The following is a 26,039-nucleotide window of genomic DNA, read 5'->3' as shown; positions in this document are numbered from 1 at the left end:
TCTACTCAAGAAAAAAAGACTAATCAATCATCCCTTCCTTTCTTGAGACTGTTTATGCGAATACCATTTGAGTTCAAAAAAGAAATTATGATATATAGAATTATAGATGAACTTTATATTTATCCATAATGACTTTGAGTTTGGGCCAGTCGAAACTAATGTCATACTTTTTAGCAAGTAGGTCAAGTGCGCCAGGTTTCGGTCTTTGATTTTGAATAAACAGATCCGAAAGTTCGTTCATATAAGCTTCATGTCCTCCTGGAGCGTAAATCTCGATAAATTTCGCAGGTTTATTGCCAGAATTCCAAAAGGTATGCACAATTCCTCTTGGTCGCAGGTGCCAGTCACCTTCATTGACCTCATAGATTTGCTCACCAACAAGAATCGTCAGGGTACCTTGAGTTACTCTGCAGATTTCATCAAATCCTTTATGAAAATGAGGTGGTGCACCAAGTATGCCGACTGGTAAGGTTGATTCCGTTACGGCAAAGTGACCATCTGTTTGCATTTTATCGAGCTTGAAAATTATATCTCCGTCACCAATTTTCCCGTTTTTCCCTTCTCCACTTTTTATATGTATTGGTTGAAAGCCATCACTGGAAGAGATTCCAATATTGTTATGATTTCCTAACCCGGCAATCGCATTTTCGGGAATGATTGCTGCACCCATGGCAAGGGCTAGACATTTTAGAATGTTTCTCCGGTCAATTGTTGAAGTTTCCATTTTGGAGTATATAATACAATATCCAAAAAATTTCATGAATTATCTAATCATTTAAAAATCAAGCGATAAGGAACCAAGATTAATCTTCATTATGAGAAAGGATTTTTCTCTTTGCCGTTATTGGTGCAATCAAAGTTACAGTTGAAAGAAAGATATGCAGTTGGGGATGAATACTTTCGTTTTGTAAGACTAATAACATCTAATGAAAGTCCTTAGTCTTATTAAAAAATCTACATTTTATTGATAACAGCAATTATAGCCAGTTGCAAATTTGAGCGCTGGTATTACTTTTTGCTAAATGTGAATACTAATCGTAAGTAAAAATTATAGATTACATTCTTATTTATTATGTAAGCAATAATTTACATCCGTTCATCCATACAAACTATATTAAACTTGTGTCCATCGGGATCGGAAAATACACAAACATAAAAACCGTTTTCATGAATTTTAGGACCCATATTAAGAGTTCCTATAGACGACTTTACCAGTTCAGCCCATTGATCAACTTCTTCATTACTCTTGGCTGCCATTGAAAAGATCACTTCATTGCCATCTCTGGTTGAGCTGACATTGCCATTCATACTGGAGGCAAGGCGATCAGACTTAAAAAAATTAATTACGAACTGATTATCTCCAAACTTGAAACTAGCGAGGTTTTCGACTTCATCATATCCATTGCTTTTAAATCCTAATTGCTTAAAAAGATTTTGTTCTTTTTAGATCTTCAACAGCTAGGTTACCCCATATCATTGACGTTTGCATGGTGAATTTGTTTAAGTATGTTTATTATACAATTAATAACGTTACTATCTCGCAGACCCTATACGTTATCAATAACATATGAAGTCATACGAATAATAGATTAAAGACTACAAACAAATTGGAAATTGCCGGGTACATTTCTTTTAACCCGGCAATATTCTGTTCTTTTTTAAGCAGTTAATCGATGTTACGATAAACTTAAATTAGTAATTCGTTTTATCAATACGGTTTGTTTACACAAAACCCTTAGTATCAATCGGCAAGTTTTCTAATACAAGTTCTTCATTATTAAGTGAGCATGTACCATCTTTATTTACTACAATATTGCTTTTGAATAAAGCATCCCTGAAAAATATATTTGCCACCATCGCTATTTGCTCTTCAGAACTTTCTATAATTTCAATTGGCTGAATGTGCTCCAAGATATTTTTATGTATATTTTCATCAATGTCTATGTCTCTTTTGTATGGTATCTCCATTTCTTGAGTGAAAATTAAGAAACCTCCATTTTTCCCAATCACAGCACGAAAGAAAAAATCTACATAGTCTTTTACCGTATCAGTTGACAAAACAAAATCTTTATCAGATACTGTATATATTGGGCGATTGGTCGCATCTAGTAAATGATAAGAATTTTCAAGTTCAAGTATATACTTACGTCTTCCCGAATTGTACCATAGCTGATATAGTACTGATTTCGCAAAAAACGAAGGTCTGCAAAACTCTACTTTGATAGGCTCTTCATCAAGTTCAGAATGAATACGAAGCTTCGCTGTTAAGTCATTGTCAGTTTCTTGTTTTGAGGAATATTCGAATATTGATTGTAAATTTAAATTTATTGCCATCCTCCATTTGATAAGCGCTGAATTCTCCAAAACTGACTTCATCTCCTGCAACAAATCTCCAACATCTTTTGCAAAGACCAAGTTATTTTGATAAGTTCCCTTTACATACTTATCAATTAGAAACACAGCATCATCCAGTATAAGATGTAATTTTTCATCGGTTTTACTCTCTTGGTCACCTTTTCTGTAGCTAGCTATTCTTTCAAACATTATTTGCGTCATGCCTCTATCGATTTCATCAACCTCAGCATTTACAAGATATTCTTCGATTGCGTGAAAAGTTCTTTCTATAACCTCATCAGATGATTTATCCTTCAACATTATATACGGTTCTACTCGAACAGGGCCATCTTCGAAAACAAGCTTCTCATCACTCATTGAAACCATTCCGTCGGATTTAACTTCGCAGACGGCATTAAACAACGAATTTTGGAAAATCATATCTATTTTAACCGATACCGAAGAAGGGCTTGATGTCAAAATCTCATATGGCTTAATATATGACAAAAATTTATCTTTGACTTCTTGAGTTATACCATTATCTAGCGTAAAAGGAACACAATCATCCTGGTTTTTTACAAGATGAAACTTTCCGTTGCGCCCCTTAACACTATCAAAGAAAAAAATCAAATAATTTAATATTGTTTGCTCAGAAAGATAAAACTGTTTTTTTGTAATATTATAAATTGGAGCTGAAGTATAATCAATAACCTCGAGCTCATCTTCGGTTTGTAATATGTATTTCTTTGCAAGACCCGAATAATTTAATTCATAGATGTTTGTGTTGAGAAAATAAGGGAGTTGTAATAAATTAATCTTAAAATCAGCATCATCAAGCATCCCTAGTTTTTCATTACATTTTTTTAAGAAAACCTGTTCTTCACTTTTATTTAGTGGAACAGAGTCTGCTCCCTCTAATTCTCGGATGCGAAACTGTTCATCAAAAATCCTATCGAGCTCTGCTTTTCTTAAATTTAAAAGGCTCAACTTTTCGATGGACATATCAACGGATGAGAACTGAAATTCGAAAATATGAAATAAAATATCTGTCAAAAAAGTAAAATAACCATAGTTCATTTTATAACTATCAAAGTCCTGGTAAAAAACCTCTTCGAAAGATAGCATATGCTTATTATAACGAATAACATATTCTTCCGCGGTTTCATCTCCTAAGCTGCCGTCAAACGTTCCTGTTAGAAGAGTTGATTGAATCAATTGACAAAACAGAGCCTTTGCAGCCATTACCTCCACATTCCGTTTACCGAATTTCGGCGAAAGTAGAATGATACACTTGTCGATGCTAGTGAGCGCTTCAGCATATTCTTTCAATCCAAGATTACACCTGGCTATTTCAAGATATATATAACCGTTATCAATATATTGTTCACCATACTCCTTAATTGACCAAGACAGTGCTTCTTCTAATATAGATTTTGCTTGATTATACTTTTGCATACCCAACAATCCATCTGCTACACCAACACGTACAATCCAACAAAATGGGTGCTCTTTACCCCTTTTTTGTTCATATAATTCTAAGGCTTTTTTTGCATATCGAGTTTCGGCGGTATGGCACTTTTGAATGCGAAAAAGTTTGGCTATTTCCCAATAGTTTAACGCCATAAGATCCGTATCATTGTCACGGACAGAACCTCGGAGTTCATTATAAAAATACCCCTCAGCTTCTGGCAACCTTCCTAATTCGCGTAGTAACCTGGAATAGGTCCGTAAGTTTGGTGAAATATTGATTTTGCTTCCCAGTGTTCTAGCTTCCCTAAAAAGCTCAAAGGCGGCAATATTTTGATCCAGTGTATACAAAACCTCAGCTTTTCGAACCAATAAGCTCATCTTACATTCAAGTAGATCAGGTTCTTTTTCAATGGCCATATTTTCCTGAAAATATTTATCAGCAATAATTTTATTAACTAATTCAAGTCCTTTTTCTGCATATTGATGCTCAAGTTCAATATTGTTAGTCCAGTGATTTAACCTACTGAGTTCAATTGAAATCTCTAAAACAATAAGATAATGATCATCAAATACCAGTTCATCAAAGGCTTTAGATAATGAGCGCTGAATTGTATCAGAACTGACATACCCATATAATTTCTGTGATAATTTCAATAGCCACGAATAAAAAGTAATATCAACCTCAAATTTTCGATAATTATATATTGATTCTTCTAGAAGATATAAAACTCTTGTATTAAGTTCAATTAAACCAGATTCAACGTCAAGTAATCCGTAGTAATAATTGTATAAAGACCGATGAATCTTCTTTCTTATCTCAACGTTTAAAATCTTTTTCAAATGACCACGCATAATTTGGTGAATAGTGAAGGCCTGTGTTCCATCAGACAATTTTGTCGGAGTAATAAATGAAAATCCAATTAACTCTTCAAATGCAGTTAAAGAAAATCCTGTTTTAAAATCCTCAACCATTAATTCAAAAATCTCGTATGTCCAATACTTCGAGCAAGAGAGAGTCTTTAAAGTTTCAATTTCAGAAGGTGATAAATATTTTATAAAACGAACCAAAATATCATTTGAATTTTTTCCAAACATTTCAATGCTTGGTTTTTCACCTCTCGCCAAGATTTTTAAATATGTGTCTACCTGTAAATCCAAGTAGAATGGGAGTCCTTTCGATGCTTTGATAATATGCTCTCTAATATCTTCTTCAACAATTTCGCAATGTTCCAAAAATTTGTTCGCATCTTTATGAGACAATTCCCCTAGCAAATGCTGATCTAAATACTTGTCCCAAATAATATCTTCGTCTAATTCTTCCCACCGTAATTTCTCTCGACCAAGAATGACCCATAAGGTATTAGGTAAATATCCAATCAAATCTCTAACCCATTTATCTTTCTCAAAAAACTTCTCAATTTTCCTGTCATCTTGATTTGTCCACAGTGATTCATAAGTATCTATAAAAAAGACAAGCTTTTTGGCAGATTGCTCCATAGCTGCTCTCAAATCAACTGCGAAAAAATAAGGCAAAGTTGACAAAATTTGGTGAGCATCCATGTCCTCTAATTTTGATAGCTCACGCTGACCAATCTTAGTCCACCAATCATCCCAACCTTTTTTTGCGTTAAGAAGGATTATCCCAATCTTTGGAATGAGACCTACCAACGGAACATCTTTCATTATTGATACGATATCAAAAACAATCCCTCCCTCATCAAGATAAGGTATATTGCTTTTGGACAAATGCTGTTCAGGATGTGTCTTCTGCCAGTATAACGCATAAGCCAACTCAAAGGTTGGAAACATTATCTTCTGACTTTTAAGATCCCTGCATAGCATATGCAACGCAATTGATTGATCACGATATTCGGTTTGATGAAAATCTAAACTCTTAGAAATAATGAGATCTTCACTCTCTAAAGCTTTTTTAACAAGTTCTTTTTTTAACCTAGTTTTGCCAATACCACCTACTCCATAAAAAGTAAGCACACTGTAGTTTTTATCGGTAAGGTTTGATATCGCTTTTTGAAAAGAGACAAAATGATTTTCCCGGTTCGTGAAGAACCGGTCGGCTGGAAAGGGATTTTTAAAAGACATATAATTAATTTAGAGATGTAACTGACAATTCAAGTGGAACCCCAGAATTCAATAGCAACCTGAAATTAAAAAGAGGCAGAATGCTAGAGACATTAATGAAATTGTATCACATTGATTATTAACCCTAAAATGCAATTTTTAGCTTACTTAAACAATGATTTTTCTAAAAAAATCCTAGCCTAAATTAGCTCAGCTATAATAAATCTTCTTCCTTTATCAGATCATTCTTAGGATGATGAATTAATTTCCTTTTCTACCCATTTTATCGATGGTAAAAAACTTCCCTCTTGCTTGCAATAAAGCCGAAGCATGCACCAGTAGTCTTTAAATTTCCATTATCTTGAATGTTGAACACAGAAACTGATACCATACCTAACCAAGGCTGAATTTTTCATTTATTTTTGTTGACAAAAATTTAAGGCAAATGAATATTACATTACTAAAAAAGTAAATTTATTTAAAAATTTTGTTTATCTTATATCAGTCATAAGTGTGGAATATTATTAAATGGTTTAAACATTCGTTTTTTGAGACGAAATTTCAATACAGAAATCTTAGTACATTAAAGATTTTAGCGGTTTTTTTGACCGGTCGTTATTATTTTTGGTTAAAAAATTCTAAAACCTTCTTGTTAAATTCCGAAACCTTTTCAACAGGCACATAGTGTGACGCGCCCTTGAAAACGAAAAGCGCAGCATCAGGAATATTGGCTGCAATGTATTTTGTGTGTTTTTCTAAAATGATATCCTTTTCTCCGGCCATGACTAAAACGGGTGATTTAATCTTTTTTAAATCTTCGGTTGAGAGGTGTGGCTCGGTTAATAGCATTGTAAAAAGCTTAATCTGATAAGCGGATTGCTTGTCGTTCTTAGATTTTAAACCTTCGATGGCGCTGGAAACTTCTTTTAATGTACGGATAGAAACAGCTTTATTTGGATCTGTACAAGCGCCTGTTATGGCCAGTTTCTGCACATATTCAGGGTATTTTGAGGCCATGATTAAACCGGTATTTCCTCCATCGCTCCAACCCAGGATATTTGTTTTGGTTATATTTAGTGAGTCAAGTACTGTTTTCATATCCTCTGCATACAAATCATAAGAAAGTGGGCCGGGTATTGAATCTGTACTCTTTCCCTGTCCGCGTGTATCTACAGCAATTACTTTATAGGTTTTAGAATATTCTTTGATTTGCTTTTTGAAAACACTGATGGACTGGCTATTGCCGTGTAGCAATAATAAAGGTGCTCCCTTTCCGTAGGTTTCGTAATATAACGCTGCATCCTTAACTTTCACTTTGCCAGACGCACGGTTATTGTTTCCGTAATCCGTTGGTTTATAGGGAATATTTTTATAGTCAGCCTTGATTTTGGCATCTTTGATGTCTACGCCATCAATTAAAATCTGAATATCATCTACCCACATTTTACCTTGCCCGTATAATAGCGGAAACATGTTAATCCTTACTGCTTCTTTCGGTAAGGGAAGTTTGAGGCGATAGGCTTTCCAGTCCTGTGTTCCGTATATTCTTTTAGCCAGCAGGTTTGTAAATTCCAGTTTATCATTGTCCTCATCTTCAATTCTGATTGGAAAGTCTGCATGGCCGCTTACATCTGCTAATTTCAAATAAAATTTTACTTCAATTTCCTTTCCTTCAAATTTTGAAGGGATGATGAGGTTTGACATACCGGAGGTTTTGTTGACCTCTTTTTTTACGTTTTCTATGAGTAAAGCATACTTGCCGGAATGTTGTTGATTTGAATCTATAGAAACCTTGTATCCGCTCTGGGTTAGGCCAGTCTGCCAATCCACTGATGATTTCCAGGTGTGAGGGCCACTTTCAAAATCCAAATTGTAGTCATCTTTCTTGTCCTGCAATCTGATTGAAGCTTGCTGCGCAAAGCTGCAAAGTGAAGTATGGCCAATAAGTATAAAAAGGAGAATTTTTTTCATGACAGACATTTAGCATTAAGCGAAGATACCTGTTGACATTAAAGTCTCCTCTATGCTTAACTATTTTTAACAAATTGCCGCTCGGTAGCAGTCAATACTAAGGAAGGATTGGATTTTGTGGAATTAAGTGTTCTGCTAAAAATTAATTGTGGCTTAGCAGGTTAATCGCTTTATCCAGTAATTCGTCTTTTCCATCCCTGATTCCTTTAATGGTTGGCTTTACCACAATATCGATTTTTATGCCGGGTCCTTGGGTAGGGGTGTTGTCGGGATAGAATATGCCTCTGCTGGATATCATGGTGAAAATTCCCCCGGGAAGAACAATAGCGCTTACCTCGCCATCAGCGCCGGCAGTCTGGCTTCCTATGACAGTGACATTTGGGGAGCTTTGTAAAGCCATAGCGGTGAACTCGCCCTGGCTTTGGGTATCGGAATTGACCAGCACCACTACTTTGCCTTGATAGGGTTCGCTGTTTTTTGCAGGTTCATTATAAACAGAATCCGCGAAATAAAAATTGCCCGGATGTGAATAGTCTACCAATGATATTTTTGCAAACTGGGTTTTGGCGGATTTGAAATAGTTTACAAAGCTGTAAGCCATCAGATCAGATGGATAGCTTCTTAGGTCTACGATTATTCCCTTTGTTTTCGCAAGGGTCTTGATTAGTTTTGGCAGTTCTGCATTCTGATATTTGCCAGCATCAACGTAACCAATCTGATCGCGTATGAGATAATATGGTTCTTTTTCTTTTTGATCTGAGGTGCTGTAGCTTGATTTGCCTTTAAGCGTTGCTAGGGTTAACTTGATTCGTTTTCCGTTTCTTAGAAGCACAAACTGCAGTTCTTCCTGATTACTCCGCGTCAGGTAATTCCAGGGCAAATCTCTTAACTGGGTTTGATAATTGGATGCGGGGGTGATGTGGAGATACTTTTTCAGGAGTTTTTTTACACTTTGTCCGTTAATGGATTCGATAAGGTCTCCTAATTTAACCCGCTGTTGTATGCTTTGGCTGTCTGTCCGGTATCCGCTGACAATCAGCTTGTTTTCGATAAAATCTGCACGAAAGGGTACTCGATATTTTCCTTTGTATGATTCTAGGGTTACATTATCAGAGAGGTTTGCATGGGTATCTTTAATTGTTGCGATAAGCTTTAGCGTGCTGAGCGTGTATTGCATCGCATGCTGCGCGGCCAGAAATTGTGGGATGAAATCTTTCAAGACCTGGTTCCAGTTGGATGCTGTCAGGTTTCTGTAGGGTGAATAGTAATTTATCATTGACCAATATCGAAACAGGGCGAGTAGTCGATACCCAGCATCTGGGTAGGTCATTTTATCATAGCTTTTTTCGTTGACAAACTGGGGATAGCCGAGTCCTGGATCTTTTTTAACCCAGTAGTTTTGTTTAATGGCGCTGTTTTGCTGGATATGCCTGAGTTTATTGGTCAGGCTTTTGGTTATTTTTTTACTGGTAAAAAGGTCGCCGTAATCTGCTGCGAGTATTACCTTTTCCTTAGATGGGGTTTTACAGGCTGTACATGTACTGACCTTTGGAAGGGTATTCAGGTAATCTTCCAGGGCATAACTTAGTTCTTTGGCGTTTCTGCATTCTAGTGTACGGGGTATGATTTTAAATAGCTCCGCATCCCAGTTCACATCTCCGCTAGCCGCGTAGGGGTGGTGATACTTTAAAAATCCCCACAGCTGACCAGCGATGGCGAGATTGGCGATGTTGTTTGCATTTATTTTGATGTCTTTTATTCCCGAGCCATGAAGGTAGGCGGTATCTTGCTGCGCTTTTTTTGGGGGAATTCTTGTTAAGTTATTCAGGGTTTTGCCGTCTTTGTAAAGTCTAAAATTATCGAACCAGACTTTGCCAACGCCGTCCAGAATTCCTCCGTAAGCTATCTGGGTTATTTTTTTTGAGTAGGGTATGCTCAGTCGATATTCTGCCCAATCATGCGTTCCGGCGTATTTTTTGTCAAGCAGTTCTATCCGGCCATCAACACCTTCCGCTTTTAACCATATACCGGCGTAACCACTTTGAACCTCGCCAAGTTTCATGTAGCCTCTTAATTCAATTGTACCTTCCGAGTTGCCCCAAGTTTCATTTTGATTAATGAAGAAATAGTTTCCTGCTTCCTGAGGGGTATTATAATCTATCGAATTCTGTATGGATAAGCTGTATTTTCCTTCGTATTTGGTGGCTGAGTCCAACCGGATATTGTTGTAGTTGGGTGCCTGAATCCACCATCCGCTGGGAAGAGCGCTGGGTATATCTGCAGATTCAAATCCGCTATTATCATCCGGTGTTTTATTGAGTATGAAGAGCAGAATTAGGAAAAACGGTAGGTAAAGCTTGGTCATAGTTTATTGATCGGACTGGGCTGATCTGGATTGCCTTTGAAGGTAGTCATTTTGCTATTAAATGTAAATTGTGATGTTTTAATATTTAACTGGATAAACCAGAACAGATTGACCCCTGTCCACCAGAAATAAATTTATTGTAAATTATTGAATGTCTTTGTGTTGGTGTTTTGGCGAGGAGGGGTGAAGTAGTTTGGTGTTTCCAGATGGGGTTAAAAAACTCAAGTATTCGCTATAGTTTATCAATTGCTTCAGATTAACATCTGATAGTGACTTTAAATTCCAAGGAAGGGCTCCTAATTTTACTAATTCAGACAAGGTGGAGGATGGGGTGCTATGTGTCATTATCTTTTGGACTTTAAAAAATCCCTAACAGCCATTATTTTGACTAGTATCCCGTTTGAAAATAACGTTATTGTTATGCTCAATGTAATCGCTTGATAAAATTAAGTACAAGTGATTAGGTGAATATCCAACGCTGCGGCTTTTCACTTTGATTTTGTCATTAATGCGAAGCTGGTTTAGCTGCAGAAACTCACTTGGGCTAAACTGCATCATGTACTGGCTTTCACCGATTTTAAGGACAAGCCATTTTGGTCCTTTTAATTTTGAATGCTCACGTTGGTAATTAACTGCGGTGACTACGGCATCCATGCTGGTAAAGTTTTTTATATGGTCTGCTATTTCTACATGACTTGCGCGTACGCTGATGCCTGCATCAGATAATGTCCAATTTTTGTAGGCTACTCCATCTGGTGACGCTTCCCATTTTTTTCTTTCATCAGAACGATGGTGCTTTAGATTTTTCGAGCGCTGCTCTGCCTTTAGTCCTTCATTTGTAAATTTGCCTTTGGCAAGTGCCAGTCCGCTTATAACAGCTAATGCCAGGATAAGCGCGTTGATAATTTTCATTTTATTTTTCATGACTATTGAGATTTATGAAGCAAATCTATCGGTCATAACATGGATTGGAGTAATATTCTTTGTAAATTAAAATGTAAACTTTGTAAATAAATGCTAAATTCTATGGTTTCTACGGTTGTCAGTCCTTTTTGGAGTTAATAAAATGGAAGCCAGAGTCATTGGACAAATAATTATTTGGAAGTATCTTGAATTTACGACTTAGCTATCCTGACGAAACGGATAAATCCAGTTCTCTCGGTCTTGTTTGAAAAACCTTCTGAAGTAAGAGGAACTTCAGCATCCTGCTGCTGATATTTTTGATTTTCGACAGCGGATTCAAAACGAAGCTTAATTATGGAGATGTAATTGATATTTTCAATATTTATAAAACATTGGACCCTGCAGATAAGAAGCACTTTGTCAAGCTTTTTCCACCAGAAAAAATCGATTATTCGAATGGCGACCTCACGATTAAGTTGCCATACGGGCTCTCAAAAATACACAGGTTCAAATCTAAATCACTAATAATATGAAATTTATCGAATGAAAAATGTCTGTCAATAAAGCTATTTCAATTTTGGTAAAGAATAATGTAAAAGTTAATGAAAAGTAAGCTGATATTATATTGGATTTCCTTTATTTGATAGTGAAGAATAATCTCAGGGAAGCACAACTAGAAAAGCCTTTAACCCCTAAGAGGAGGTCGAACAAGCCAAAATCCACTTAGAGGTATTTGAGGTACAGCTTTTTAGATCAATTTGGATAAATGTTTAGTAAGTTTTTTTACGATTGTCGAACACCATCTAGTCAAGTTGTAAAGATTTGGGCCACAGGTCTTTATTGGCATAAAAAAAGGAAACGAAAAAAATATGTTGCTTCCTTAAGTAGCCAAGCGTTACATTTATAGAACACCTTTCAGGACGATTTGATACTTTTGGCGAACATGGGAGATGATCTATTGACCAGCCTATGAGACGAATTCGCTATGTACCACTAAGGCTAGCCAATGCTTCAGTCGGTGTGAGAACGGCAAGTTTGCTCTTTTTAAAATCTTTGGTATTTCGAGTTACAATAAAATCCAAATCGGGGATACTTAGGGCACTATGGTATTGAATGGCATCTTCATAATCTTTAAAATCCGTTTTAAGCGACTGACGAATAACAGCAGCTGTTACATCTGTTATTTCCGTCATATCAGCCAGTTCCTCCAGCAATCTTAAAGTAGCATTTCCAGGCATAGACTGACGAAGAATGTAATATATGTTATTGTAGGAGACAGCGGCTATAAAAATCCTTATTTTACCATTTATTGCTAGATCAAAAAGTTTTGCAGCATCCATTGCAAAAGGCTGCCGGTTTGCCAGAAAATCAATAACTATGTTGGTATCCATGAAAACTTGTTTCATGCTTACCCGTGTTTCTCTTTCAAAACCTTGCCTAACTCCTTTTTGTAATCAAAATCCTCAGGAAGTTTTACCGACCCCATTAATTTGGCCACCCTTGGCGATAATGTCTGCACAGATTCCTCTGAAACACTGATAGATTTCAGGTAATTTTCTACGATATCGGACAAACTTTTTCCTTTTTGGCGGGCATATTTTTTTGCCGAATCAATTACTGTATCCTCTATCGTTAATGTGAGTTTAGTAGTCATAACACGTGTGATTAATAAATCAAATATACGTGTTTAGAATTTCATTTAAAAAGATGCGCTAAAAAAATCAACAAAAAAAGCCTTCAGGTTTTGAAGACTCTCTTAATAATTTTCATGGAGTAAATTCCCATGTTGTTCCCATGATTGGATTTCGTAGCCCGTAGGGGAATCGAACCCCTGTTTCCAGAATGAAAATCTGGCGTCCTCACCCCTAGACGAACGGGCCATTTTTAACCTGAGTGTCTTTCAACTCATTTTGTAGCGGGGACACGACTCGAACGTGCGACCTTCGGGTTATGAGCCCGACGAGCTACCAACTGCTCCACCCCGCATCACAGACTTCAAATTTTCTTTGTTTGAAGGAGTGCAAAAGTAAGATTAGTTTTCATAATTACAAACTATGGTGCTGATTTTTATTAAAAAAAAATCAACTTTTTTCTTGATCATTATTTAATGATTTGACTATAAGTGTCTTGAGTTTTTATATTTATTTAATGACTTTCCTGTTCTTGTCTTTTCTTGAATGCTAACAGTAAGAATATCGATGGGTAGCAGAAATCTGGACCTTTTAAGATTATTATTGATAAAATTCATTTAACCTGCTGACTGATGCATATAAATCCGCCTTGAGGCTTTTTGCATAAATCTGGGTCTGAAGCATACTTGTGCGTCCAAGTAGTTCTTTTACATGATTGATGTAAGTGCCACTTTCTATTAAATTACTGGCGAGTGAGTGGCGGGCACAGTGAAAACTGATGTGTTTGGCGATACTGGCTTTCTTAATCAATACTTTCAATTCCCGGTTGATTACCTGATTGGCCATCTTTGGCAAAATGGATAGTTTTGGGTTAGTGGGACTCGAAACCATGTATTTTTCCAGAATCTTGCCTGCGTTTGCACTTAATGGTATCGTTAAGAGCTTGCTGGTTTTCATTATTTCCATTTCGATACGGTCAGGGTTTTGTCGAATATGCCCGTATTTTAAATTCATGGTATCTGAAAATCTCAAACTGGTGAAGCAGCTAAATAAAAAGATATCCCGGACTCTATTCAGGAAACCATTTTTTTCCTCGATACACATATCTTTTATTGTCTTAACTTCTTGAATAGACAAAAACTCCCTTCTGCCGACAGCAGCTTTTATCTTAAAGTTTTGATATGGGTTGCACTTCATGTGCCCTTTAAGGATGGCCTGATTAATCATGGATTTCAGGGTCTTTTGTTTTGTAAATGCACCACCCACACCGTTTCCTCTTATACTCCTCAGATATAATTCAAACTTTTCTATGCAATCATAAGTTAGGTCACTAAAGTTTAATCGCGGGTTGAATTCTTTCAATATATTCAGCGTGGACCTATAGGTTTTAAGGGTATTTTCTGCCTTGGACAGCTTCCAAAGTTGGATCTGCTCCTGCCAAAATGAGTAAAAGGTGGGTTTGGTATGCTTAAGTACTGTCGAAACCTGTGCAATGACTTCTGACAAGCCGAGATGCTGCTGAGTTTTATGCCTCCTTAGTTCGCCCTGTGGGGATACAGTCCCGGAGCATAAATTTTAAAAGACTGCGGGAGTGGATAATCTGACAGGTTTATGATTTTAGTAAGTTTGTCAATGGATTAAGTATAGCCTAATGGATTTAATTCATGTTAAGGAAGCTATCAACTTGATTTCAAATATAAATCGAAGCAAGTCTGTTAGCTTTTTCATAAATTTAGCTGCTGTAGTTGCCTACTAAAATCCGCCCTTTGGATTTCAGAAAACCTAACAGGTTTGACTGTGATTCAAAGCGTTTGCTGAATTAGAGGTAGGCTAGTTGGGATTTTATTTGTTTATTTATAGATTGTATGGATAAGGGGATTTATGTACAGTTGAGGTTTAAAGGCTCAAATGATGTTGCAATATTTAAAAGTGTTGCTGGTTTGCAACCTTTTGACAATGCTGCTCAGCATTTAGTTTTTTCTGAAGGAAAAATATTTGGTAATGCTTTTTTAAAATGGTTAGCCGGTTCTGCAAAAGTGGTTCGTAAAGAAATGGAACTTTCATTATATGACGGGGACTTGCAACTCTCACAATGGATGTTATACAATACCTCATTAAATGATTATCAGCTGAACAAGCTGCAAACCACCGAAGAATATCTGGCTTTTAAGCAAATTGAATTGACTGCTCAAAGTATCAAATATATTTGATGGCGCTTAAGTGGATATTTCAGCGAAAGTGACCCATCTATTTCGGTCCAAACTGTTCGGTAAATTTTCAGCCGGATTTTGTCTAAAGTGTCTATTTCCCCTTCGACAGATAAATAGGACTGTTAGAATTTCTTTCCCATTCCAATCCCGGCATAACAGAAAAATCTTCTGCCTAACTATTCATCTGGATCCTGTCCAAAAGGTCATCCAATTTAAATTTGACTGCTCAATTCTCCAAACGAGCTCGTTTTAACTACATTCGGGAGGATTTCATGGGGGTCGCTAAATTAATCAACGCTGCACTGGAGACTTTAAATTCAGGTGAGCAGGATGCTGATGTTTTAGCTTAGGAGTAGGAATGGAATTAACGCAGGCGTTAAATCGAACAGTTTGACTCGAAACAATAAGTTACTTTGGAGCGAAATGGTTGGAAAGTGAAAATGCGGAATGACCGAACACTTTCGCTGAAATATTCAAGTGTGCCTCAATTTAAATTTGAAAATAGTCGTTTATCGTGGTTTAGCGGAAGTTTTGATTTCGATATTTTTTTTGATTAAAATGATTATAGTGGCTATTTCTAATTGATATATTTTTTAACCTGACTGAGTAAATAATCGATATCAAAGGGTTTTTGAATAAAATTTGCTGGTTGACACTTGCTCTCAATCTCTTCCAGACGGGCATGTGCGCTCATCACCAGAACCGGTGTGTTTTGAACTGCATTAATTTCATGGCATACAGCGAGTCCTGAACCGTCGGGCAATCTGATATCAAGTAAAAATAAGTCGGCTTCAATTTTTTTATCTCTGTTACTAAAGTCCGCAATGTTGCAAAATGAGATTACATTATAATTTTCAGATTCTAAAACAATATGTATCATTTCTCTGATTCCCTGATCATCTTCTAATAAAAGTATTGTGCTCATGTTATTTTTACCTGAATCTAAGACAAGTGCATCAATCAATTGGTTTTTAATAATTAGCAAATACTTAATGTTAGGTAGGCTTTCAACAAGCACCTGACTTGAATTTATCGATAGTTCTCTTTTATATTGCCAGGAAAAAATCCGGATGTAATCCAAAACAGTGATCTCTTTTGGCAGGCCGCATTAATATGCTATGACGATTTTGAAAATAGTCTGGGCGATTTTTATTTGCCGATGGCGCTTTTATAAAGTTTTCGGTGCTGAAGCCTTCCGGGTGTTAGGCGTATTAGTCCTTGAGTGATTATGGCCGTATTGAATCTCTTTATGACGGTGAATTTACCTTGGTTTTTACTGACGGATGCTTGTTGTTTGGGTTTAATTTTTTAGCTCAGCTCAGGGCTACTCCTTTATTTGCTTAAGATAAACAAGTTCAGAACTGGACCATTTTTTCATTTTTTACGATTAAAATCTTGTTGTTTTCCAGTTCAAGCCATCCATAATCAAAACAAAAGTTATAAATACCTTTTGAAGTTTGGAGTATTCGGCTGATGAATGCAAAATTAAAACCGCTGTCCCGAAGCAGAAAATCCGTGACTACAGTTGAATCACCTTTTTGCTCATAAATGCTTTGGAGTATCTTATGATTATGTCGAAGAATCTCGTTGATTTTGGTGTAAAATAAAGGGGCATTCCATCGCTCATTTTTGAGTTGATCGCGTCTTGCACGGTTTCGGCATTGATCACTGCAAAACAATTTATCGCTTCTTCCCTCGAATGAATTGCCGCAATATTGATAGCTGCATAGTCGTAAGGTTTCTTTTAATGGCGGCATTCCGAATAAATTTAGGGTTACTCTATCCGTTTTTTATCCGATTGGACCGGATAGGCTAATATACAACCGATTAGCAAATATTCAAATCCAAATTTTGTGTGTACCAAAAATGATAGACATGAGAACTGAAAACCTTAGTAGTGAAAACTTTTCATCCGGAAAAAGAAACTATTTTATCGACTTTAAGCGCGCAATTAACGATAGTCATTACATCTGCATTACCCGGAGTGATAAGTTGCAGAGTGGTGGATACAGAAGGTCAAATGTAGTGGTTTTTGAAGAAGATTTCCACTTTCTTGTTTCCGCTTTTTCTTCGCTTTTCCAGTCTGCAGCCCATCTTGATTATCAGGGAATAGGAGGCATTCAGCAATTATCCAAAACTAGCATAAAGGGCCGAAAAGGGATTAGCTCCTCAGCTGCAGAGATGCAGCCAAGGGAAAAATTTGTGTCCTACGGAGCGCAAGGAGTAAACGACGCTGAACTTATCTCGATGCTGATTGGTACGGGTAGCGCCAGTCAAAATGCAGTGGCCACTTCAGAAGAAATTTTAAAAGCAGCCGGAGGACGACTTGACCGCATATACGCGCAAGATTTTGAAAGCTTATCTACGTTCAAGGGTATTGGTGTGGCTAAATCCTGCGCCATATTAGCGGCCCTGGAACTGGGCAGGAGGATGTGCGCAACTGGATGAGATCGGAAGTTTCTTCTGTTTATAAATGAGTCAATTAGCTGGGATAAAATAAAGCGATTCTTTTCAATAAAACGGATAAAAGGCCGTGAATTTCGGTCACTCCGCTTACTGCGAGCGCATAATGCTCGCGCGCCGCTAGCGAGCCCCCTTCGGGACTTATAGCTCTTTGTCGCTAGGTAACCGTTTTTCCGGACTTTCTTTTTTCAGTTTTTCTTTTGAAAAGACGTTTGGAAAAGGGAGGAGAAATAAAAAATGTAACATTTAAATTTTTTAATTATGGAAATCACAGGAAGATTGACCGCTGATGCAGTGGTTCCTTATTGAGTCTTAAAGGGCATAAAAAAACCCCTTAAGAGTGTCTCAAGGGGTGATTTTTTTTTGTGGGCCCAGCTGGGCTCGAACCAGCGACCAAAAGATTATGAGTCTTCTACTCTAACCAACTGAGCTATAGGCCCCGAAAAAACATATTGTTTTTTGCGAGTGCAATGTTACAAATTTGCATTCAATTTGCGAAAAAGTTTTTAACTAATTTTCTTCCAAAAATTTTTTACCATTCATTTTCAATGATTTGCTTGTTTTAAAAAACAATTATTAAGTTAATTTGATTATAGATTGTTGTATTGAAAAATAAATTATCTTTTTTGTACTAACAATAGCAAATTAAATTATTGTTAAAATTACCGTAAATTTATACAAGCAAACTTGGCATTTTAACAAATGACCAAAATACCAGATTAACAAAATATTTTAGCTTTATATTCATGGATTACAAGCAACTACAGATTGATGTAGAAGAGCATATCAACGATTATTTTAATACCCATCAGGATGATAGATTGGTATATCACAATCTTGAACACACACAAAGTGTTGTAAAAGCAGCACAGCAGATAGCCAATCATTATCAGTTAAATGATGAAGACTTTTTTATTGTAACTGTAGCCGCATGGTTTCATGATACCGGCTATTTTGAAGATAATCTTTATCATGAAGCAAAAGGAGCAGAGTTAGCCAACAGTTATCTCGAATCTAAAGAGGTAAATAAAGCGGTTCGGGAAAAAATATCGAACGCTATCTTAAGCACAAAGATTCCTCAAAAACCTTCAAACTTAATTGAAAATATTTTGTGCGATGCAGATTTATTCCATTTAGGCTCAGCAGATTTCAGACAGAAAGGAAAACTGATGCACAAGGAAGTTGAATTAATTTACAATAAAGATATCAGCAAAAAAAACTGGCGCATAGATGATATAAGGTTTCTTGAAGCACACCAATACCATACCGATTATGCAAAACTGCTCTTAAACGATCAAAAGCAAAAGAACGTTGATAAGATAAAAAATAAACTATCAGCTAAGTCTGCACAAGTAAATATTGTAGAGCCAGATTTACATACCCATATGTCAGAAGAAATAGATAATCCTAAAGACAAGAAAAAGGATAAAAAAGACAAGCCTGATAAAGGTATTGAAACTATGTTTAGAATAACCTCTGCAAATAATCAAAGGTTAAGTGATATGGCCGATAATAAAGCACACATATTAATAACTGTAAACTCCATTATGCTTTCTTTAATTGTGAGTTTATTATTAAATAAATTAGATAATCATAGTAATTTAATTATTCCAACATTCATATTGCTTGTAGTAAGCTTAACATGCGTGGTGGTTTCTATTCTATCAACCCGCCCATCAATTCCGCCGGGAATTTTTACACCAGAAGAAATGGAGCAGAAAAAAGTAAACTTATTATTCTTCGGTAACTTTTATAAAATGTCTTTACCAGATTATACCGATGGTATGGTTAAAGTAATGAACGATAAAGATTTCTTGTATGGCACCCTGATAACTGATGTTTACTCGCAAGGGGTGGTATTAGGAAGAAAATATAAATTAATTCGTTTGGCTTATAACGTTTTCATGTTTGGCTTAATTGCAGCCGTACTTGCATTTGTTGTTGCTTACGCTGCTTACGGTAAACTTTAATGAAAACAGCAGTTCAAAGCAAACTATTTAATCGTGATTTAAGCTGGCTTAAATTTAACGAGCGTATTTTAATGGAAGCTGAACGAGATAGCGTTCCGCTTTTAGAACGCATCAAGTTTTTATCTATTTTTTCTTCCAATCTGGATGAGTTTTATCGCGTAAGGATGCCTGTTTTACTTGCTTTAGAGAAAATAAGCAGTAAAGAGGATAACGATTTGCACATCAATGCAGATTTGGTAGAAACAGCAAATACGATGATATCCGGGCAGCAGGAAAGGTATGGTAAGGCGCTTCAAAAAGATATTATCCCAAAATTAAAAGACCAAAATATTGAGGTTGTTTACGGTCGTAAATTTCCTAAAGAAATCCAGAAAGAAACCAGAAGATATTTTTTAAGTCAGGTTTTAGCCTTTTTGCAACCAGTATCAGTAAAAAAGAATACAATTTTCTTCCCTTCAAATAATCAGTTATATTTTTTGGTAACGGTTACCAGAGGTGATGAAAAAAAGGCTTTTATTTTAAATATACCTTCAAATGAACTTCCTCGTTTCTATAAAATTGATAAAGAAGACAAAACCTATATTGTATTTTTAGACGATATTATCCGCTTCAATTTAGAAGTGGTTTTTAGTGATGCAGAAATAACAGGTTGTTTTAGCTTCAAAATCACCCGCGATGCTGAAATTGATTTAAAGGACGAATATTCTGGTAGCTTATCAGAGCAACTTGAAATTCAGCTTTCTAAAAGAGACAATGGCTTGGCCACCCGTTTTTTACATCAGCCTGGCATCCCTAAAAATGTAATCAAGCTCCTTCGTAAGCTTTTCAATCTTAAAAAGGCTAACCTGGTTGAAGGCGGTCAATATCATAACTTAAAAGATTTAATGTCTTTTCCGGTTAAAAACGCTGCCTTATCAAATAAAGATTGGACTAAAATATGTCACTGCGATTTGGTCCAAAATTCATTACTAGATGAAATAAGCAAAAAGGATATTATCATACATACGCCTTATCAAAGCTACGATACCATTTTAAGATTTTTTAATGAGGCAGCTATTGATAAAGATGTTAAAGAGATTTACCTAACTATTTACCGTGTTGCTACCGATTCTAAAATTATAAATGCATTAATCAGCGCAGCAAAAAATGGTAAAAAAGTTTTCGTTTTAGTTGAATTAAAAGCTCGTTTCGATGAAGCTAATAACATAAAATGGGCTAAGAAAATGAAGGAACAAGGCGTTGAAATTGTATACAGCGTTACTGCCTTAAAAGTTCATGCTAAAATTGCATTGGTTAAAAAACAGCAAGGAAACCGTATGCATTACACAGGCTTACTTGCCACCGGAAATTTTAATGAGAGTACTGCTGCTTTTTATACCGATCACATCTTAATGACCGCCAACAAAGATATTTTGAGGGAAATTGAACTTCTTTTTATGTTTTTGGCTAAAAGGGTAAAGCCTGAAAAAACTGTGCCCGTAAATTTTGAGCACATTTTGGTCGCCCAGTTTAATTTGCAAGAGAAATTTTTAGCGCTTATTGATAGGGAAATCGAATTTGCAAAGGCCGGTAAAGATGCATCTATAACCATTAAGCTCAATAATCTGGAAGAAAAAATCTTAATTAATAAACTTTACGAAGCCTCGCAGGCAGGGGTAAAGATTAACATGTTTGTTAGAAGTATTTGTAGGTTAATTGCAGGTGTGGATGGAATGAGTGAAAATATTACTGTTACTCGTATTGTTGATAGATACCTTGAGCACGGGCGGATATTTATTTTCAATAATCTGGGCAAAAAGGATGTGTTTCTGGGTTCGGCCGACTGGATGAATAGAAATATTTACAGGCGCATTGAAGTTTGTTTTCCGGTTTACGATGAAGCCATTAAAGGCGAAATTCTTCACATAATGGACATACAGAAAAAAGATAATTTACAAGCGGTTTCAATTGATGATGAAATGAATAATCAACCAGTAAAAAAGGATGGAACACTTATTGCGTCTCAATCAGAAATCTATAAATTTTTACAAAATCAACATTAAATTTTAGCTGATGAAAAATTATAAATATGCCATGCTGACTGCACTAGGCGCTTTATCTATTGCTTTTTTTTGCATTTCATGTGTTAACGAAAAACACGAAGAATCTACTACCGCATCAGAAACAGCACAAACAAAATCTGATTTTCCTTACGATTTAAGTAAACCTGTAAAGCATAATATGCCGCAAAGCTTGTTCGAAATATCGGGCATTGTTTTTAACAACGGCGACCCGAAACAAGTTTATGCCATTCAAGATGAAGATGGCGATTTATTTTACCTTGGTTTAGAGGATAAAGAAGCTAAATTTACAAAATTTGGAGGCAAAGGTGATTATGAAGATTTGGCAATATTAAAAAAACAGGTCATTGTTTTAAAAAGTAATGGGGAGTTTCATGTTTTTCCGCTTTCTGAAATCAACAAACCTGAAGCAGCCAATGTGCAAAAGGTTAAAGATTTATTACCAAAAGGCGAATATGAAGGCTTGGCAGCCGACGAAGCTACAGGTAAAATTTACGCTTTAACAAAAGCAAGCAAAGCTGATGATAAAGAAAAAGCAACCCGTATTTATGCTTTCTCGATGGCTAATGATGGCACTTTAAAAGCAGATGGAGAATTTAGCATTCCATATCATGAAATTGCAAAAGCATCAGGAAGCAAAAAATTAAACTTTAAACCATCGGCCCTTTCTCAAAACAAAAACACAAATGAATGGTACATTTTATCATCTGTAAATAAAATGATTTTAGTTACTGATGCCAATTTTAAAATAAAAAGTGTTGTGCCTTTAAAGGGTGATGATTTTAATCAGCCAGAAGGAATTGCATTTGATAAGGATAATACTCTATATATTTCCAATGAGGGTGGTACATTATCTGCCGGAAATATTCTTGAATTTAAATTAAGGAAATAGTTGTACGGCTGCCTTTCTAACTAAAAGGCAGCCTACTTTTACTATGTTTTTGCTGTAACAAACTAATTTATGATTAAAAATTTTACGCTAACCACTATATTGATATTTGCTGGATTAATTTCATTTGCACAAAGTGATGTTAAATACCGAATTATATTATTCGGCGATGCCGGAGAAATGAACCCGGCACAAACGCAGGATTTAAAAAATGCGGCTAAGCAGATAATCCCAAAAAAAACTACTGTTATTTACCTGGGCGATAATATTTACCCATCAGGTATGGGTTTGCCAGGAAGTTTAGAAGAGGAGGATACGAAAAAGATTCTTCAGTCGCAGTTTATTCCGATGCGTGAAAAAGGCGCTGCGGTTTATTTTCTGCCAGGCAACCACGATTGGGATAAATCAGGACCAAAAGGTTTAGCAAAAATTAAAGCGCAAGATGATTTTTTAAAAGCCCAGAACGACCCGCTTTTAAAACTCATACCTCAAAATGGCTGCCCCGATCCGGTTGCAATAAACCTAACGGATAAATTAACAATTATCGCCTACGATAGTGAATGGTGGCTTTTTCCTTACAATAAATCAAATGCAAACGGCGAATGTGAATGCCGAACAAAAGACGAAGTTATTGTAAAAATGGAAGAGCTTTTAGAACGAAACAAAGATAAAGTGATTATTCTTGCTTCCCATCATCCATTTCAAAGCTATGGACCACACGGAGGCTATTTCAACATAAGAAATCACCTTTTTCCTCTAACATCAATAAATAAAAATCTTTTTATCCCATTACCGGTTTTAGGTTCTGTTTATCCGTTTTTGCGTTCTACTTTATTAAGTCCCGAAGATTTAAACCACCCAGCTTACAAGGAAATGATAAAATCGGTGAATGGTGTTTTTGGAGATTATAAAAATGTAACCTATGTTGCTGGTCATGAGCATGGTTTGCAATTAATTAAAAGTAAACAGTTGCAAATTGTTAGTGGTTCGGGTTCTAAGGTATCGCCAAACAGGCAAGGCAAAAATTCTCTTTTTAACGAAATGCAGCAAGGTTATGTTGTTGCAGACCAGTTGATGAATAATGATATGCGTTATGAATATTACGTGTATGCAGATACAGGTGTTAAACGCATTTACAGCTACACTAAAAAATTCGAGGTGCTCACTGCTAAAGAAAGAAATATACTTAAGCCAATTACTGCAGATAGTATTATTGTGCAGGTTAAACCCGAATATGATAGTGTTGGTCGTTTTCATCGCTGGCTTTTTGGCGAAAATTTCCGTAAAGAGTATGCTGCTAAAACTAAGGTTCCTGTTCTGCGGATTTCAAAAATTGCAGGTGGCTTAAAAGCAACGCAAAGAGGTGGCGGTAATCAAAGTAGATCTTTAAGGTTAGAAGACAAAAATGGTAAGGAATATGTGCTTCGAAGTGTAGAAAAGTATCCTGAAGTTTTGCTTCCGGCAGGTTTAAGAGAAACTTTTGCTAAAGATATTATAAAGGATAATATGTCTGCTCAACATCCATTTTCTGCTTTGGTTGTGCCAGAGTTAGCAAAAGCGGGTGGCATTTATCATTCAAACCCAATAATTGGATGGGTTTCTCCTGATGATAATTTAGGCGAATATGAATCCGTTTTTGCAAACACACTTTGTTTGTTAGAAGAAAGAGAACCAGCCGGAGAATCGGATAGTTCTCCAAAAATGGATAAAAAACTTACTGAAGATAACGACAATAAGTTGAATGGCCCGGCTTGGGTAAAAGCAAGGTCGCTCGATATTCTTTTAGGTGATTGGGACCGACACGAAGACCAATGGCGTTGGAAAGAAAGTAAAAAAGACGGCGATTCTTATTATACACCTGTGCCTAGAGACAGAGATCAGGTTTTCTTTATGTCTGACGGTAAGATTCAAAGATTTACGCAGAGTTCTTCTCTGCTACCAATGATGCAGGGTTATGAACGCGAAATAAAAGACATAAAATGGTTTTTATGGGAAGGCAGAGAGATTAGCAGCAGGTGGACAGCCAACATCGATGAAAAAGAATGGGATAAAATTGTTGCAGATTTTTGCGCAAATTATAACGATGAGGTTTTTGAAAAGGCTTTAAAAAGACTTCCGGAACCAAGTTACTCTTTACATCATGATGCATTTTTAAATCAGCTTAGGGCAAGGGTTAAAGCTTTACCAAAATTGATGAATGATTATTATCACTTCTTTAACCGCATTGTTGATATCGAAGTATCCAATAAAAATGAATTGATTAAAATTACCGATAATGGTGAAAAAGGCTTAAGAGTTAAAATCAACAAAATATCTAAAGATGGCGATGTAAAAGGTGAACTTTATGATAGAAAATTCGATCCGAAAGTTACCAAAGAGCTTCGGGTTTATATGCATAATGGGAATGATAGCCTTATTTTAGACAATAAATCATCAAATATCAAAATCAGAATTATTGGTGGTAAAGGCGATAAATATTACGATTTTGCTAACAGCAATGGCAAGGTTAAATTATACGGGCGTACAACTAAAGCAACTTATGCTGGCGAAGATGCAAACAAAATCAGTAAAGTTATCTCAAACGATACTGCTAATTTTAGTTATGTACCAAAAGATATGTATCGTAGAAGTTCAGTTAGTTTAAATGCCGGTTATAATAATGATGATGGTATTTTACTCGGACTTATTTATAAACAAACCAATCCGGGTTTCAGAAAACAACCTTACGGAAATTCGCAAACTGTTTCTTTTTTACATTCATTTTCTTCTAAAGCCTTTAGGTTTAATTATAGAGGAGAATGGTTAAAAGCTTTTGGAAAAGGCGATTTTATTTTAAAAGCAGATGCATTTGCGCCGAATAATACTCAAAACTTTTTTGGCTTAGGTAATGATACTCGTTTTGATGAGCATGGAGATGATATCAGATACTACCGCACCAGATTTAATTTGTACCAGGTAGACCCATCCATAAGATGGCGTAGGCCAAAATCTACTTTTAGTGTCGGACCATCTTTTCAATACTATAAATTGGATTATGATGATAACATTGGTCGATTTATACAAAATACGGCACAGTTGCATTCATCTGATAGTTTAACGATTAGAAATGAAAAGATGTTTGCCGGTGCAATTGTAAATTTTACCAACAATACACGCGATAACGATTTATTGCCAACATTGGGTAGTTTTGTAGATTTTAAACTATCCGGTTACAAAGGATTAAATAAATATTCAAACTCATTTGGCCAATTTACAGCAAGTGTTGCTTTATATAAAAATTTAGATGGTAGAAAGAATTTCATTCTTGCAGATAGATTTGGAGGAGGTGTTACAATTGGTAAGCCTGCTTTTTATCAGGCTCAGTTTTTAGGCGGACAAGGAAACTTGCTAGGTTACCGACAGTTTAGATTTGCCGGCGAACACAGCTTCTACAATAATTTAGAATTAAGAGCTAAAATAGGTGATTTGGTGAGCTATATTTTACCAGGTCAGGTTGGCTTAATTGGTTTTTATGATGTGGGTAGAGTTTGGAAAAGAAACGAAGCGTCTCAAACCTGGCATCATGGAGTTGGCGGCGGTGCATATTTTGCGCCTGCATCTTTAACGGTTGTGCGCTTTATAATGGGGCATTCTGTTGACGGTTGGTATCCCTATGTTTCGATTAATTTCAGGTATTAATTTATAATTTTAAAAT

The 26,039-nt window shown here is 36.1% G+C and carries 16 protein-coding genes, 3 tRNA genes and 1 pseudogene; 6 read left to right on the top strand and 14 right to left on the bottom strand.

All coding sequences use genetic code 11. From position 1 onward, the window contains the following. Positions 1-100: 100 nt before the first annotated feature. The 11 genes and pseudogenes from LUA86_RS07145 to LUA86_RS07095 all read right to left on the bottom strand — a co-directional run bounded on the left by LUA86_RS07145 (position 101) and on the right by LUA86_RS07095 (position 14,259). A complete protein-coding gene (locus LUA86_RS07145; protein ID WP_231459921.1) occupies positions 101-724 on the bottom strand; it encodes a cupin domain-containing protein in 624 nt (207 codons plus the stop codon). Positions 725-1,086: 362 nt separating this feature from the next. Further along, positions 1,087-1,371: pseudogene (locus LUA86_RS07140) on the bottom strand (VOC family protein); the annotation flags it as partial. Positions 1,372-1,722: 351 nt separating this feature from the next. Next, the gene (locus tag LUA86_RS07135; protein WP_231459919.1) at positions 1,723-5,904 is read right to left on the bottom strand and encodes a tetratricopeptide repeat protein; all 4,182 of its coding nucleotides are present in this window, start codon (positions 5,902-5,904) and stop codon (positions 1,723-1,725) included. A gap of 597 nt (positions 5,905-6,501) precedes the next feature. After that, positions 6,502-7,854 (bottom strand): alpha/beta fold hydrolase, encoded by a 1,353-nt coding sequence (locus LUA86_RS07130; protein ID WP_231459918.1) that lies wholly within the window; start codon positions 7,852-7,854, stop codon positions 6,502-6,504. A gap of 142 nt (positions 7,855-7,996) precedes the next feature. Continuing rightward, positions 7,997-10,219 carry a S41 family peptidase gene (locus tag LUA86_RS07125; protein WP_231459917.1) on the bottom strand — a complete coding sequence of 741 codons (2,223 nt, stop codon included), beginning with the start codon at positions 10,217-10,219 and terminating at the stop codon, positions 7,997-7,999. A gap of 369 nt (positions 10,220-10,588) precedes the next feature. Then, positions 10,589-11,143 carry a hypothetical protein gene (locus tag LUA86_RS07120; protein ID WP_231459916.1) on the bottom strand — a complete coding sequence of 185 codons (555 nt, stop codon included), beginning with the start codon at positions 11,141-11,143 and terminating at the stop codon, positions 10,589-10,591. 962 nt (positions 11,144-12,105) lie between these two features. Then, the gene (locus LUA86_RS07115; protein WP_231459915.1) at positions 12,106-12,528 is read right to left on the bottom strand and encodes a PIN domain-containing protein; all 423 of its coding nucleotides are present in this window, start codon (positions 12,526-12,528) and stop codon (positions 12,106-12,108) included. Between the two features lie 2 nt (positions 12,529-12,530). Then, entirely contained in the window at positions 12,531-12,776 is a 246-nt protein-coding gene (locus tag LUA86_RS07110) for a DUF6364 family protein (protein ID WP_231459914.1), read from the bottom strand. Between the two features lie 154 nt (positions 12,777-12,930). Then, a tRNA-Glu gene (locus LUA86_RS07105) sits at positions 12,931-13,002 on the bottom strand. A 33-nt stretch (positions 13,003-13,035) separates the two neighbouring features. Further along, a tRNA-Met gene (locus tag LUA86_RS07100) sits at positions 13,036-13,108 on the bottom strand. A 245-nt stretch (positions 13,109-13,353) separates the two neighbouring features. Beyond that, a complete protein-coding gene (locus LUA86_RS07095; RefSeq protein ID WP_231459913.1) occupies positions 13,354-14,259 on the bottom strand; it encodes a site-specific integrase in 906 nt (301 codons plus the stop codon). Positions 14,260-14,618: 359 nt separating this feature from the next. Here LUA86_RS07095 and LUA86_RS07090 point away from each other — a divergent pair, with 359 nt between their 5' ends. After that, positions 14,619-14,963 (top strand): hypothetical protein, encoded by a 345-nt coding sequence (locus tag LUA86_RS07090; RefSeq protein ID WP_231459912.1) that lies wholly within the window; start codon positions 14,619-14,621, stop codon positions 14,961-14,963. Positions 14,964-15,540: 577 nt separating this feature from the next. Here the strand turns inward: LUA86_RS07090 and LUA86_RS07085 are convergent. Then, positions 15,541-15,948, bottom strand: a complete 408-nt coding sequence (locus tag LUA86_RS07085; RefSeq protein ID WP_231459911.1) for a response regulator — start codon at positions 15,946-15,948, stop codon at positions 15,541-15,543. A 370-nt stretch (positions 15,949-16,318) separates the two neighbouring features. Then, on the bottom strand, positions 16,319-16,720 hold the full coding sequence (locus LUA86_RS07080) for a hypothetical protein (protein ID WP_231459910.1): 402 nt from the start codon (positions 16,718-16,720) through the stop codon (positions 16,319-16,321). Between the two features lie 118 nt (positions 16,721-16,838). Between LUA86_RS07080 and LUA86_RS07075 the strand changes: the two genes are divergently transcribed. After that, positions 16,839-17,411, top strand: coding sequence for a UPF0758 domain-containing protein (locus LUA86_RS07075; RefSeq protein ID WP_231459909.1), 573 nt, complete (start codon positions 16,839-16,841; stop codon positions 17,409-17,411). Between the two features lie 381 nt (positions 17,412-17,792). Here LUA86_RS07075 and LUA86_RS07070 read toward each other — a convergent pair. After that, positions 17,793-17,866, bottom strand: a tRNA-Ile gene (locus LUA86_RS07070). Between the two features lie 306 nt (positions 17,867-18,172). On the opposite strand from LUA86_RS07070, the gene LUA86_RS07065 reads away from it, so the two are divergent. The 4 genes from LUA86_RS07065 to LUA86_RS07050 all read left to right on the top strand — a co-directional run bounded on the left by LUA86_RS07065 (position 18,173) and on the right by LUA86_RS07050 (position 26,023). Beyond that, positions 18,173-19,396, top strand: coding sequence for a Pycsar system effector family protein (locus LUA86_RS07065; RefSeq protein ID WP_231459908.1), 1,224 nt, complete (start codon positions 18,173-18,175; stop codon positions 19,394-19,396). Continuing rightward, positions 19,396-21,438: a polyphosphate kinase 1 gene (ppk1, locus tag LUA86_RS07060; protein WP_231459907.1), complete on the top strand. Its 2,043-nt coding sequence runs from the start codon at positions 19,396-19,398 to the stop codon at positions 21,436-21,438. The genes LUA86_RS07065 and ppk1 overlap by 1 nt, the downstream gene beginning before the upstream one ends. Before the next feature lie 10 nt (positions 21,439-21,448). Further along, positions 21,449-22,348, top strand: coding sequence for an SdiA-regulated domain-containing protein (locus tag LUA86_RS07055; protein ID WP_231459906.1), 900 nt, complete (start codon positions 21,449-21,451; stop codon positions 22,346-22,348). Positions 22,349-22,417: 69 nt separating this feature from the next. Continuing rightward, on the top strand, positions 22,418-26,023 hold the full coding sequence (locus tag LUA86_RS07050) for a BamA/TamA family outer membrane protein (RefSeq protein WP_231459905.1): 3,606 nt from the start codon (positions 22,418-22,420) through the stop codon (positions 26,021-26,023). The last annotated feature ends 16 nt before the right edge of the window (positions 26,024-26,039 follow it).

The sequence above is a fragment of the Pedobacter sp. Leaf132 genome (assembly GCF_920984695.1).
GTDB lineage: Bacteria > Bacteroidota > Bacteroidia > Sphingobacteriales > Sphingobacteriaceae > Pedobacter.
This window is presented reverse-complemented; position numbering and strand designations above follow the sequence as displayed.